Raw genomic sequence first — 12,021 nt, 5'->3', positions numbered from 1 at the left:
CCTGGAGAGCCATGTCCCGCCGCCTGTGCACCTCGGAGTCCGTGACCGAAGGACATCCCGACAAGATCGCCGGCCAGATCAGCGACACGATCCTCGACGCGCTGCTGCGCCAGGACCCCACCTCGCGCGTCGCCGTCGAGACCCTCATCACCACCGGCCAGGTGCACATCGCCGGCGAGGTGACCACCGGCGCCTACGCCGATGTGGCCACGCTGGTGCGGGAGAAGGCCGTCGGCATCGGCTACGGCTCCTCGGCCAGGAGCTTCGACGGCGCCTCCTGCGGTGTCCCGGTGTCCATCGGCGCACAGTCCTGGGAGCGCACCGACCGCGCCGAAGCCCCGCGCAAGGCGGTGGAGGCGGCCTGACCCGGCGCCGCCGGGAGCCCCCGCAGCCCGGGCCGCGGGGAGCGGCGGTCCCCTCTCCCCTCCTCCCGCCGCTCCCCGCCGTCCGTCCGCCGTACCGGCCGCTGCCCGCCCGCACCGGCAAGAACGTCTCGCCCCGAGGTTCCCCGAGATCCAAGGAGTGCTCCCGTGCGTCTCGCCGTGACCGGATCGATCGCGACCGACCACCTGATGGTGTTCCCCGGGCGTTTCGCCGAGCAGCTGATCGAGGAACAGCTGGAGCGGGTCTCCCTGTCCTTCCTCGCCGACCGGCTCGAGGTGCGCCGCGGCGGGGTCGCCGCCAACATCACCTTCGGCCTGGGCCTGCTGGGCCTTCACCCGCTCCTGATCGGCGCGGCGGGCCTGGACTTCGCCGAGTACGACGACTGGCTGCGCACCAACGGCGTCGACACCGCAGGCGTCCACGTCAGCGAGACCCTGCACACCGCGCGCTTCGTGTGCACCACCGACACCGACCACAACCAGATCGCCACCTTCTACGCCGGCGCCATGGCCGAGGCACCCCGCATCGACCTCGCCGCGATCGCCGCCCGCGCCGGCACCCCCGGGCTCGTCCTGGTCGGCGCCGACGAGCCCCGGGCCATGCTGCGCCACACCGCCACCGCCCACCGTCTGCGCATCCCCGTCGCAGCCGACCCCTCCCAGCAGCTCGCCCGCCTCGACCGCCCGCAGGCCCGCCAACTGGTCGAAGGGGCACGCTGGCTGTTCACCAACGAGTACGAGGCCGCCCTCCTGCAGGAACGCACCGGCTGGAGCGAGCACGACCTCCTCGACCGGGTCGGCACCTGGATCACCACCCGGGGCGCCGACGGCGTCTCACTGGCCCGCCGCGGCGAACCCCGGCTGACCGTACCGGCCGTGTCCACCGACAAGATCGCCGACCCCACGGGTGCCGGCGACGCGTTCCGGGCCGGGTTCCTCGCCGGCCAGGCCTGGCAGTGGCCGCACGAACAGGCCGCCCGCCTCGGCTGCGCCCTGGCCGCCACCGCCCTGGAGTCGGTCGGCACCCAGGAGTACAAGCTCCTCGCATCCGACCTGGTCACCCGCATCGGCCAGACGTACGGCCACCAGGCGGCCCGCGCCATCGAGCCGCGGCTGGCAGGTGCGGCATGAGCGCGCCCCGGCGCCGCGCCGCCGCCCTGCGCCAAACACCGGCCACCCGCGTCGTGGTCACCGACGGCGCGATGACCGCCGGGCCGCTGCGGCCCGAGCGGATCGGCGTCCACCTGCCGGAGGAGTTCCAGCTCCACCCCGAGCAGTCCACCGACGCCCTCGTCCTGCACCACCCCCGGACGACGCACTTCAACGCGGGAGGCCGCTCGTGACGACGTTCTCCTTCGAGTTCTTCCCGCCGAAGACGGCCAGGGGCGAGCACACACTGTGGAAGGCGATCCGCCGCATCGAACCGCTGCGGCCCGACTTCGTGTCCGTCACCTACGGCGCGGGCGGCTCGTCGCGGGACCGGACGGTGGCGGTCACCCGCCGCATCGCCGCCGAGACGACGCTGCGCCCCGTCGCCCATCTGACCGCGGTCGGCCACTCGGTGGCCGAACTGCGCCACATCATCGGCCAGTACGCGGACGCGGGCATCCGCGACGTCCTGGTGCTGCGCGGAGACCCGCCGGGCGATCCGAAGGGACCATGGACACCGCACCCGCAGGGCCTGCGCTACGCCTGCGAACTCGTCGAACTGGTCCGCTCGCTGGGCGACTTCAGGATCGGGGTGGCCGCCTTCCCCGAAATGCATCCGCGCTCGGCGGACTGGGACGCGGACATCGCGCACTTCGTCGCCAAGTGCAGGGCCGGCGCCGACTACGCGATCACGCAGATGTTCTTCCGGGTGGGGGACTACCTGCGGCTGCGCGACCGGGTCACGGCCGCCGGCTGCGACATCCCGATCATCCCCGAGGTCATGCCCGCCACCGACCACCGCCAGATCGCCCGCTTCGCCGAACTGTCCGACGCCGCCTTCCCCGCCGGCCTCGCGGCCCGCCTGTACGCGGCCCGCGACAACGCGGCCGACGGCCACCGCATCGGTGTCGAGTACGCCACCGCCATGGCAGACAGCCTCCTCGCCGAGGGCGCCCCCGGACTGCACTACATCACCCTCAACAAGTCCACCGCGGCCCTGGACATCCACCGCCACGTACTGGCTTCCCGACCCGCGAGGATCCTCAATGCCTGCTGAGTCCGCAGATTTCAAGGTCGCCGATCTCTCCCTGGCCGTCTTCGGCCGTAAGGAGATCACCCTTGCCGAGCACGAGATGCCCGGCCTGATGGCGATCCGCAAGGAGTACGCCGAGGCCCGGCCGCTGGCCGGGGCCCGGGTCACCGGTTCCCTGCACATGACGGTGCAGACGGCCGTGCTGATCGAGACGCTGGTCGCCCTGGGCGCCGAGGTCCGCTGGGCGTCGTGCAACATCTTCTCGACCCAGGACCACGCGGCCGCCGCCGTCGCGGTCGGTCCGGACGGCACGCCCGACGACCCCCGCGGTGTTCCGGTCTTCGCCTGGAAGGGCGAGACGCTGGAGGAGTACTGGTGGTGCACGGAGCAGGCGCTGACCTGGCCGGACAGTCCGACCGGCGGCCCGAACATGATCCTCGACGACGGCGGTGACGCCACGCTGCTGGTCCACAAGGGCGTTGAGTACGAGAAGGACGGCAAGGTCCCCCCGGTCGACACGGCCGACAACGACGAGCACCGCGTCGTCCTGGAGCTCCTCAACCGCACCATCACCGACGGCTCGCGGAAGTGGACGCGGCTGGCCTCGGAGATCCGCGGTGTGACCGAGGAGACCACGACGGGCGTGCACCGCCTGTACGAGATGCAGCGTGACGGTGTGCTGCTGTTCCCGGCGATCAACGTCAACGACGCGGTGACGAAGTCGAAGTTCGACAACAAGTACGGCTGCCGGCACTCCCTGATCGACGGCATCAACCGCGCCACCGACGTCCTCATCGGCGGCAAGACCGCGGTCGTCTTCGGCTACGGCGATGTCGGCAAGGGCTGCGCGGAGTCGCTGCGCGGCCAGGGCGCCCGGGTCATCGTCACCGAGATCGACCCGATCTGCGCGCTCCAGGCGGCGATGGACGGCTACCAGGTCACCACCTTGGACGAGGTCGTCGAGACGGCCGACATCTTCGTCACCACGACCGGCAACAAGGACATCATCCTGGCCGCCGACATGGCGCGGATGAAGCACCAGGCCATCGTCGGCAACATCGGCCACTTCGACAACGAGATCGACATGGCCGGCCTCGCGCAGATCCCCGGCATCGTCAAGGACGAGGTCAAGCCGCAGGTCCACACCTGGACGTTCCCCGACGGCAAGGTCCTCATCGTGCTCTCCGAAGGCCGCCTGCTGAACCTGGGCAACGCCACCGGCCACCCCTCGTTCGTGATGTCCAACTCCTTCGCGGACCAGACACTGGCCCAGATCGAACTGTTCACCAAGCCCTCGGAGTACCCCACCGACGTCTACGTGCTGCCCAAGCACCTCGACGAGAAGGTCGCCCGCCTCCACCTCGACGCACTCGGCGTCAAACTCACGACGCTGCGCCCCGAGCAGGCCGCATACCTCGGCATCGCGGCCGAGGGCCCCTACAAGCCGGACCACTACCGCTACTGAGCACCACGCGGGCCCGTACCACCGGCCCCTGTCCACCCGGACGCCGAGAACGACGCGTGGAGGAACCATGTCGGCAACTGCGCAACTGGCGGATCTGTACGCCCGCGTCGAGGCATCAGCGGGGCTGCTGGGCGTGACGTGCTCGCGGGCGAAGGTCTGGCCCATCCTGGCCGCCTACGAGGACGCCCTCCCGCAGGCCGTGATCGCCTTCAGGGTGGCGACCGACGCCCGCCACGAAGGGGAGTTCGACTGCCGCTTCACGCTCCCCGGCGACATCGACCCCTACGCCCGCGCCCGCTCCCACGGCCTCCTGACAGCGACCGGGCATCCCGTGGACGCCCTGCTCCCGGACATCCGCCGGCGCTGTGCCGTCGACAGCCACGGCGTCGACTTCGGAGTCGTCGGCGGCTTCAGGAAGATCTGGGTGTACTTCCCCGGCGACGACTTCCAGAGCCTGGCCCAACTCACCGGCATCGCCTCGATGCCCCGCAGCCTGGCGGCGAATCTCCCCTTCTTCGCCGACCGGGGCCTGGAGGACCGGGTGGACGTCATCGGGATCGACTACCCCAGCAGGACGGTCAACCTGTACTTCACCGCCATCCCGGACGCCCTGCGTGCACCGGACGCCGTCCTGACGATGCACCGCGACATCGGCATACCGCGGCCCAGCGAGCAGATGCTGAAGTTCTGCGCGAAGGCGTTCGGGATCTACGTCACCCTGAACTGGGAGTCGGCGAGGATCGAGCGGATCGCCTTCGGGGTGAAGACCCGCGACCCGCTGTCGCTGCCCGCCCGGCTCGGCCCGAGGATCGAACAGTTCGTCAGAAGCCTCCCCTACGGCGCCGACGATCCCAAGATGGTCTACGCGGCCATGACCTCGAGGGGCGAGGAGTACTACAAACTCCAGTCCTACCTCCGGTTCCGGCCCCGCAGCCGGCTGGACCTGATGCCGTCGGCCGACACCGCCGCCCCGCCGCCGTCGCCGTCCCGCGCGTAGCGACGGCGCCCCCATGACATCGACACCCGCCCGTCCGGGCGCCCACAGCCGTCCCGACGCTCCCCCCTTCCGCTTCAGCCGCATGGAGAGCCTCCTGCGCGGGCCCGCGGTCCGCGGCGTGAGCGTGGACGGCGTCGGCGCGCACTTCGTCACCGACCCCGTCCTGGTCCGCGACATCCTGGTCAAGGACAGCAAGAACTACGCGAAGGGCGAACTCTTCCAGAAGGCCAGGAACCTCAGCAGGGCCGGGATCCTCGCCGAGGACGAGTCCGTGCACCGCTACTACCGCCGGCTGGCACATCCCCACCTGCGGTCGGCGACCGTCGACGACTACGCCCCGCTCATGCGGGAGATCGCCCGAGACGCGGTGCTCTCCTGGCGCGCGGAACAGCGCGTGGACGTCCAGGCCGAGATGTGCCGGATCGCCGGCGCGGTGGCCCTGAACACGCTTTTCAACGGTCTGCCGCCCCAGACGTCGGCCCTGCTCACCGAACGCCTCGCCCTCCTGTCCTGGGAAATGATCAGAAAGCCGCTCTACGGGAAAGCGGCCGCCCGCGCGCAGCGCCGGCAGTGCGCCGGCCGGCTCCTGCGGGCCCGCGAGGACTTCCGCCGCACGCTCGCCGCCTGCCTGACCGGCCGGCCGGGAACCCCGGCACCCGCGGCCGGCTATCTCTCGGCGCTCCGACCGCAACTGCACCGGGACGGGCCCGCCCTGACGCCGGAGCAGATGTGCGACGAGGCGGTCATGATGCTGACCGCCGGCACGGTCACCACGGCCTCCGTGCTGTCCTGGGCCCTGTACGTGATCTCCCAGGAGCCCCTGATCGAGGAGAAGGTCCTCAAGGACACGGCAGGCGACGCGGACGCGGACGCCCTGCACGGCACCGCGCACGGGCACTGCCCGGCCGGCTACACCGTCCGGTTCCTGACGGAGGTCCTGCGGCTCTACCCGCCCGTGTGGATCACCTGCCGCAAGACCCTTTCGGCCGTCACCCTGGGCGCTCACCCACTGCCCGCCGGCACGCACGTGCTGTTCAGTTCGTACCTCCTGCACCGCGACCCCGACCGCTACCGCGACCCCCACCGGTTCGATCCGGACCGCTGGCTGTCGACGCGCCCGGCCATGGGCGACTCCTCCTTCATCCCCTTCGGGGTGGGGGCCAAGGGATGCATCGGGGAGTCCTTCGCCTGGAAGGAACTCGAGATCGTCCTCGGCGCGGTGATCCAGGAATGGCAGCTGAGCGTCGAGCCGGGCAGCCGCATCCGCAAAGCGCCGCACACCACCCTGCATCCGCGCCGGCTGCTCATGATCCCCCGGCCGCGATAGACCCCGCCCCGCCCCGTACCGACACCGATACCGATACCGACACCGATACCGACACCGACACCGATACCGACAGGAGTGCCGTCATGCCGACCCCGACCCCGGCCCCGACGCCGTACGCGCACACGGCCGACCTCGTCACCCGGGCCTGGCGCGAAGCCTCCTGCATGGCGGGCGCCGGCCCGGACGCCGCCGCCCACCGTCCGCCCGGCGATCTGACGGCCGCCGCCCTGCGCGCGCACCGCACACTGTCGGCCGGACTCGGGCACACCGTCGCGTTCACCGCGCTCGGGCCGCGCGGCGACGGAGTGCGGGGCCTGGCGGCCTTCCTCGCGGTGTACGCCGCCCAGCAGCAGAGCGCGCAGCGTCCGGCCGCGGCTGCCTGAGACACACCCGAACCATCCGGCCTCCCCGGCCGTGCCCGAACCATCCGGCCTCCCCGGCCGTGCCCGAACCATCCGGCCTCCCCGGCCGTGCCCGAACCATCCGGCCTCCCCGGCCGTGCCCGAACCATCCCGCCTCCCCGGCGCGGCCCACGACGGCCGCCCGGAACCCGCGGGCAGCCGCCCCCCGCTCGACCGGCCCGACCACCGGCCGTCCAAGCGGATCGAAGGACGCATTCCCGCGTCCGTGGTGACACGGACCGGATCCGACAAGAGGAGAGTCATGCCTGGTGCAAGCACATCCTGGGCGCGGGCCGTCGTGGTCGCCGCGGCCGCGGCCGGCCTCACGGCGACCGCGGTCCCCGGCCAGGCCGCGCCCGGGGCCGTGCCGGCCGCGCACCCGCCGGCCGTGGTCGTGGCGAGCGGCCTGCACAACCCGCGTGACGTCCAGCTCCAGTCCGACGGCTCGCTCCTGGTCGCGGAGGCCGGCAGCGGTCCCGCCACCGCCTGCACGACGCCGGGTACCCGGTGCTTCGGCTTCAGCGGCTCCCTGTACCGCGTCACAAGCCGTACCCGGGGCCGTGTCGTCACCGGCCTGCCCTCCGAGATGGGCGTGCGCGCCGACGGCACCACCGCGGTCAACGGAGCGATCCAGGCCGAAGCCGCCGGGGCAGGCACCTACCGGGTGGTCTACGGCCTGAACGGCACCCCCCAGATCCGCGCGGCACTCGGCGCGGGCGGCGAGGCGTTCGGCACGCTGAGCACGGCCGACGGCACGATCCTGGGCGACCTGGCCGCGCACGAGGGCCGCTACGACCCCGACTCCGTCCTCGGCAACAACGAGGTCTTCTCCAACCCGCACCACTTCGTCAGGGACGGCCACGACTTCCTGGTCACCGACGCCGCCGCCAACGACCTGATCCGGATCCGCCCCGACGGCACCACCGAGACCGAGTTCGTCTTCCCCGACAACACCGCGCCGGCCGCCCCTTCGGACACCGGGACGACGACGCCGGCCGGCCGGCTCCAGGCGGTCCCGACCGGCATCGTGCGCGGCCGGGACGGCGCCTTCTACCTCGCCGACATGAGCGCCATGCACGAAGGACTCAGCCGTATCTGGCGCTACGTACCGGGCCGCACGCCGACCGTCCTGGCCACCGGCCTGACCGACGTCACCGACCTCGCCCTGGACCCGCGCGGCAACCTGATCGCCCTGTCCTACGGCACCAGGACCGGAACCCCGCCGGCCGACTCCGGGCCCGGAGCCCTCACCCGCATCGACACCAGGACGGGCGCCACCACCACCCTCGACACCGGCAACCGCCTCAAGGAGCCCGCCGGCCTGGCCGTCGCCCCCGACGGCGCCGTCTACGTCACCAACCACACACTGGGCACCGACGGCGAGCTCCTGAAGTTCCCCGCCCGCCGGTAGCCCCGTCATGGAAGACGTCATACGGCAGATCCGCATCCGCGGCGCCCTCCAGCAGCCCCCATGGAGCGACCGCCGGCAACTGGCCGGCGTGGGCGAGGAACTCGCCGCCCGCCCCGCCCTCGTACAGGCCCACGACGCGGCCGCGCTGCGCTCCCTGCTGGCACAGGTGGCGCTCGGCGAGGCCCTGGTGGTGCAGGGCGGCGACTGCGCCGAGGACCCGCGCGAATGCACCCGCGAACACGTCACCCGCAAGGCGGCCCTGCTCGACCTGCTCGCCGGCACCCTCGGCCTGATCACCGGCAAACCCGTCGTGCGCGCCGGACGCATCGCCGGGCAGTTCGCCAAGCCCCGCTCCCGGCCCACCGAAACCATCGACGGCGTCGAACTGCCCGCCTTCCGGGGCCACATGGTCAACAGCCCCGCACCGGATGCGGAGAGCCGCCGGCCCGACCCCTTGCGCATCCTCACCGGATACATGGCCGCCAGCGACATCGTCGGCCACCTGGGCTGGCGCGAGCGCGCCGCCGGACACGCCGTCGCCCAGCCCCCGGTGTGGACCAGCCACGAGGCACTGCTCCTCGACTACGAGATCCCCATGCTGCGCACCGACGAGGCGGGACGGCCGTTCCTGGGCTCGGCCCACTGGCCCTGGATCGGCGAGCGCACCCGCCAGGTCGACGGCGCCCACGTCACCCTGCTCGCCCAGGTGAGCAACCCGGTCGCATGCAAGATCGGCCCCACCACGCGCCCCGGCGACCTGCTCGCCCTGTGCGAACGGCTCGACCCGTGGCGCGAACCCGGACGGCTCACCCTCATCGCCCGCATGGGAGCCGACACCGTCACCGACCGGCTGCCACGCCTGGTCGAAGCCGTCCGCGGCGCCGGCCACCCCGTCGTCTGGCTCACCGACCCCCTGCACGGCAACACCGTCACCGCACCCGGCGGCCACAAGACACGGCTCGTCACCACCGTCTCGCTCGAGGTCTCCCGCTTCGTGGCAGCCGTGCGCACCGCGGGCGGCACCGCCGGCGGACTGCACCTGGAGACCACCCCCGACCCCGTCACCGAATGCGCCTCCACCGAGGCCGCACTCGACGCTGTCGGCGAGCACTACACCTCGACCTGCGACCCCCGCCTCAACCCCGGCCAGGCCGTGTCGGTGGTCTCGTCCTGGACCGCCCGAGCCAAGGAAGCCAAGCCATGACCGGCATACCCCCCATCGCCCCCTACCCGCTGCCCGGCGAAGACGACCTGCCCGCGGCCGCCGTGGACTGGACCGCCGAACCCGGCCGGTCGGTCCTCCTCCTGCACGACATGCAGCGCTACTTCCTCGAGCCGCTCCCCGGCAGCCTGCGCCAGGACCTGATCCGCACCACCGCGCAGCTGCGCGAGCGCTGCGCCGCGCTCGGCGTCCCGGTCGCCTACACCGCCCAGCCCGGCGGCATGAGCGACCAGCAGCGCGGCCTGCTCAAGGACTTCTGGGGCCCGGGCATGCGACCGGAACCGCAGGACCGCGAGATCACCGGCGCCCTCGCACCGGCCGACGGCGACTGGCTGCTCACCAAATGGCGCTACAGCGCGTTCTTCCGCACCGACCTGCTGCGGCGGATGCGCGCCGAGGGCCGCGACCAGCTCGTGCTGTGCGGCGTCTACGCCCACGTCGGCGTGCTGGCCACCGCGGTCGACGCCTTCACCCACGACATCCAGCCGTTCCTCGTCGCGGACGCCACCGCCGACTTCTCCCGGGACCACCACCGCCGCGCCCTCACCCACGCGGCCGAACTGTGCGCCCTCGTCACCACGGCCAAGGCGGTCTTCGCCTGATGGCCGGCGACCTGCTGGACACCGTGCTGAACGGACAGCCGCAGCCGTACGCCCTGCTGCACCGGCCCGCGACCGGACCCGGCGTCATCGAGGTCCTGACCGGCCCGGTGTCCCTGCCCGCCACCCTCGCCGACATCGCGCTGCCCCCGCCCCCGCCCCCCGGCACCGGCGCACACCACGAGGTCCTCGTCGTCGTCCCCTACCGCCAGCTCACCGAACGCGGCTTCACCTGCGCCGACGACGGCACCCCGCTGGTGGCGATGACCGTCACCGGCCATCAGCGGCTGCCGCTCACCGAGGCGCTCGCGCGCATCCCCCGCACCGCGACCCCGCTGGCGGGCGGCGCCTTCGACCTCGACGACACCGCCTACGAGGACGTGGTGCGCCGCGTCGTCAAGGAGATGATCGGCACGGGGGAGGGAGCGAACTTCGTCATCAAGCGCACCTTCGTCGCCGACATCACCGACCACGGCCCGCACAGCGCCCCGGCCCTCTTCGGCCGCCTCCTGCAACGCGAGTGCGGCGCCCACTGGACCTTCCTCATCCACACCGGCACCCGCACCCTGGTCGGCGCCTCGCCCGAGCGGCACATCAGCCTCGAAGGCGGCACGGCCGTCATGAACCCGATCAGCGGAACCTACCGCTACCCCTCGCGCGGCCCCACGCTCGAGGGCGTGCTGGCCTTCCTCGACGACGCCAAGGAGACCGACGAGCTGTACATGGTCCTCGACGAGGAACTCAAGATGATGACCCGGATCTGCGACAGCGGCGCCCGCGTCACGGGCCCCTACCTGAAGGAAATGGCCAGGGTCGCGCACACCGAGTACTTCATCGAGGGGCACACCGACCACGACGTGCGCGACATCCTGCGCGCGACGATGTTCGCGCCCACCGTCACCGGAAGCCCGCTGGAGAGCGCCTGCCGGACCATCCACCAGTACGAGCCGGGCGGCCGCGGCTACTACAGCGGTGCCGCGGCGCTCATCGGGCGCGACGCCGACGGCGGGCGCGTCATGGACTCCGCGATCCTCATCCGCACGGCGGACATCTCCGCCAAGGGCCGCGTCGGCATCGGCGTGGGCGCCACGATCGTGCGCCACTCCGACCCCGCAGGCGAAGCCGCCGAGACCCGCGCCAAGGCGGCGTCACTGGTCGCCGCCCTGGACGGCGAGCCGGAGCAGCGCTTCGCCGGCCACCCCCGCGTGCGCCGGGCACTGGAGCGGCGCAACGACACGCTCGCCGGCTTCTGGCTGGCCGGCCCCGCGGCCGGCGCGCACCAACCCTCCGCCGCGCACCAACCCTCTGCGCACCAACCCTCCGCGCCACCGGACCTGCTCGCCGGGCACAGCGTTCTGGTCGTGGACGCGGAGGACACCTTCACCTCCATGCTCGAACAGCAACTGCGCTTCCTGGGACTGCGGGTGACGGTCCGCCGGTTCGACGAACCGTACGCCTTCGAGGGCCACGACCTGGTCGTGATGGGCCCGGGACCGGGCGATCCGCAGCTGAGGGCCCACCCCAGGATGCGCCACCTGCACACGGCCGTGGACACGCTGCTGCGCGAACGCCGCCCGTTCCTCGCCGTGTGCCTGAGCCACCAGATCCTCGGACTGCGCCTCGGCCTGCCCCTGCGCCGCAGGGACGTACCCCACCAGGGCGTGCAGCAGCGGATCGACCTGTTCGGCGCCGCCGAACACGTCGGCTTCTACAACACCTTCGCGCTCGTCGGCGAGCACGACGCGTTCACCGCGCACGGCGTGGGCCCGGTCCGGCTGAGCCGGGACCCGGCCACCGGCGAGGTCCACGCGCTGCGCGGCCCGCACTTCGCCTCCCTGCAGTTCCATCCGGAGTCCGTGCTCACCGCGGGCGGCCCCCGCATCCTGGGCGCGGCCCTGGCCGGCCTGCTCGCCCCGGCAGTGACACCGGCCGCGGCCTGACCGGCGCGGCCTCCCTCCCAAGAGCCGCCGGACCGGCGCCCACCTCGAGCGCCGTGCCCGGCCGCGGCCGCCCGACGGGCACCCGACCGGTGTC

11 protein-coding genes and 1 pseudogene are annotated in these 12,021 nt (G+C 72.6%); all 12 read left to right on the top strand.

Annotated features, from left to right (window positions below; all coding sequences use genetic code 11):
• Positions 1 to 11: 11 nt before the first annotated feature.
• Positions 12 to 311: pseudogene (locus ACFWBB_RS21580) on the top strand (S-adenosylmethionine synthetase N-terminal domain-containing protein); the annotation flags it as partial.
• Positions 312 to 530: 219 nt separating this feature from the next.
• The gene (locus tag ACFWBB_RS21575; RefSeq protein WP_385274716.1) at positions 531 to 1,514 is read left to right on the top strand and encodes a carbohydrate kinase family protein; all 984 of its coding nucleotides are present in this window, start codon (positions 531 to 533) and stop codon (positions 1,512 to 1,514) included.
• A complete protein-coding gene (locus ACFWBB_RS21570) occupies positions 1,511 to 1,726 on the top strand; it encodes a hypothetical protein (RefSeq protein WP_385274714.1) in 216 nt (71 codons plus the stop codon). The genes ACFWBB_RS21575 and ACFWBB_RS21570 overlap by 4 nt, the downstream gene beginning before the upstream one ends.
• A complete protein-coding gene (gene metF, locus ACFWBB_RS21565) occupies positions 1,723 to 2,589 on the top strand; it encodes a methylenetetrahydrofolate reductase [NAD(P)H] (protein ID WP_385274711.1) in 867 nt (288 codons plus the stop codon). The genes ACFWBB_RS21570 and metF overlap by 4 nt, the downstream gene beginning before the upstream one ends.
• Positions 2,579 to 4,030, top strand: a complete 1,452-nt coding sequence (gene ahcY, locus ACFWBB_RS21560) for an adenosylhomocysteinase (RefSeq protein WP_385274708.1) — start codon at positions 2,579 to 2,581, stop codon at positions 4,028 to 4,030. Before metF ends, ahcY begins: the two co-directional genes overlap by 11 nt.
• 67 nt (positions 4,031 to 4,097) lie before the next feature.
• Positions 4,098 to 5,027, top strand: a complete 930-nt coding sequence (locus ACFWBB_RS21555) for an aromatic prenyltransferase (protein ID WP_385274705.1) — start codon at positions 4,098 to 4,100, stop codon at positions 5,025 to 5,027.
• 13 nt (positions 5,028 to 5,040) lie between these two features.
• Entirely contained in the window at positions 5,041 to 6,354 is a 1,314-nt protein-coding gene (locus ACFWBB_RS21550; protein ID WP_385274702.1) for a cytochrome P450, read from the top strand.
• A gap of 83 nt (positions 6,355 to 6,437) precedes the next feature.
• A complete protein-coding gene (locus tag ACFWBB_RS21545; RefSeq protein WP_385274699.1) occupies positions 6,438 to 6,737 on the top strand; it encodes a hypothetical protein in 300 nt (99 codons plus the stop codon).
• Positions 6,738 to 7,017: 280 nt separating this feature from the next.
• Positions 7,018 to 8,166, top strand: a complete 1,149-nt coding sequence (locus ACFWBB_RS21540) for a ScyD/ScyE family protein (RefSeq protein ID WP_385274697.1) — start codon at positions 7,018 to 7,020, stop codon at positions 8,164 to 8,166.
• A 7-nt stretch (positions 8,167 to 8,173) separates the two neighbouring features.
• Complete coding sequence (locus ACFWBB_RS21535; protein ID WP_385274695.1) at positions 8,174 to 9,370, top strand: 3-deoxy-7-phosphoheptulonate synthase; 1,197 nt, start codon at positions 8,174 to 8,176, stop codon at positions 9,368 to 9,370.
• Entirely contained in the window at positions 9,367 to 9,990 is a 624-nt protein-coding gene (locus ACFWBB_RS21530; RefSeq protein WP_385274693.1) for an isochorismatase family protein, read from the top strand. The genes ACFWBB_RS21535 and ACFWBB_RS21530 overlap by 4 nt, the downstream gene beginning before the upstream one ends.
• Positions 9,990 to 11,927, top strand: a complete 1,938-nt coding sequence (locus ACFWBB_RS21525; RefSeq protein ID WP_385274690.1) for an anthranilate synthase family protein — start codon at positions 9,990 to 9,992, stop codon at positions 11,925 to 11,927. Before ACFWBB_RS21530 ends, ACFWBB_RS21525 begins: the two co-directional genes overlap by 1 nt.
• Positions 11,928 to 12,021: the final 94 nt, after the last annotated feature.

Origin of the sequence: Streptomyces sp. NPDC060000 (assembly GCF_042737375.1) — a bacterium.
In the GTDB taxonomy this organism is placed as follows: Bacteria; Actinomycetota; Actinomycetes; order Streptomycetales; family Streptomycetaceae; genus Streptomyces.
This window is presented reverse-complemented; position numbering and strand designations above follow the sequence as displayed.

Coding starts and splice junctions, on each gene's coding strand:
- ACFWBB_RS21570 (WP_385274714.1), top strand. CDS start 1,511: ATGAGCGCGCCCCGGCGCCGCGCCGCCGCCCTGCGCCAAACACCGGCC.
- ahcY (WP_385274708.1), top strand. CDS start 2,579: ATGCCTGCTGAGTCCGCAGATTTCAAGGTCGCCGATCTCTCCCTGGCC.
- ACFWBB_RS21555 (WP_385274705.1), top strand. CDS start 4,098: ATGTCGGCAACTGCGCAACTGGCGGATCTGTACGCCCGCGTCGAGGCA.
- ACFWBB_RS21550 (WP_385274702.1), top strand. CDS start 5,041: ATGACATCGACACCCGCCCGTCCGGGCGCCCACAGCCGTCCCGACGCT.
- ACFWBB_RS21545 (WP_385274699.1), top strand. CDS start 6,438: ATGCCGACCCCGACCCCGGCCCCGACGCCGTACGCGCACACGGCCGAC.
- ACFWBB_RS21540 (WP_385274697.1), top strand. CDS start 7,018: ATGCCTGGTGCAAGCACATCCTGGGCGCGGGCCGTCGTGGTCGCCGCG.
- ACFWBB_RS21535 (WP_385274695.1), top strand. CDS start 8,174: ATGGAAGACGTCATACGGCAGATCCGCATCCGCGGCGCCCTCCAGCAG.
- ACFWBB_RS21530 (WP_385274693.1), top strand. CDS start 9,367: ATGACCGGCATACCCCCCATCGCCCCCTACCCGCTGCCCGGCGAAGAC.
- ACFWBB_RS21525 (WP_385274690.1), top strand. CDS start 9,990: ATGGCCGGCGACCTGCTGGACACCGTGCTGAACGGACAGCCGCAGCCG.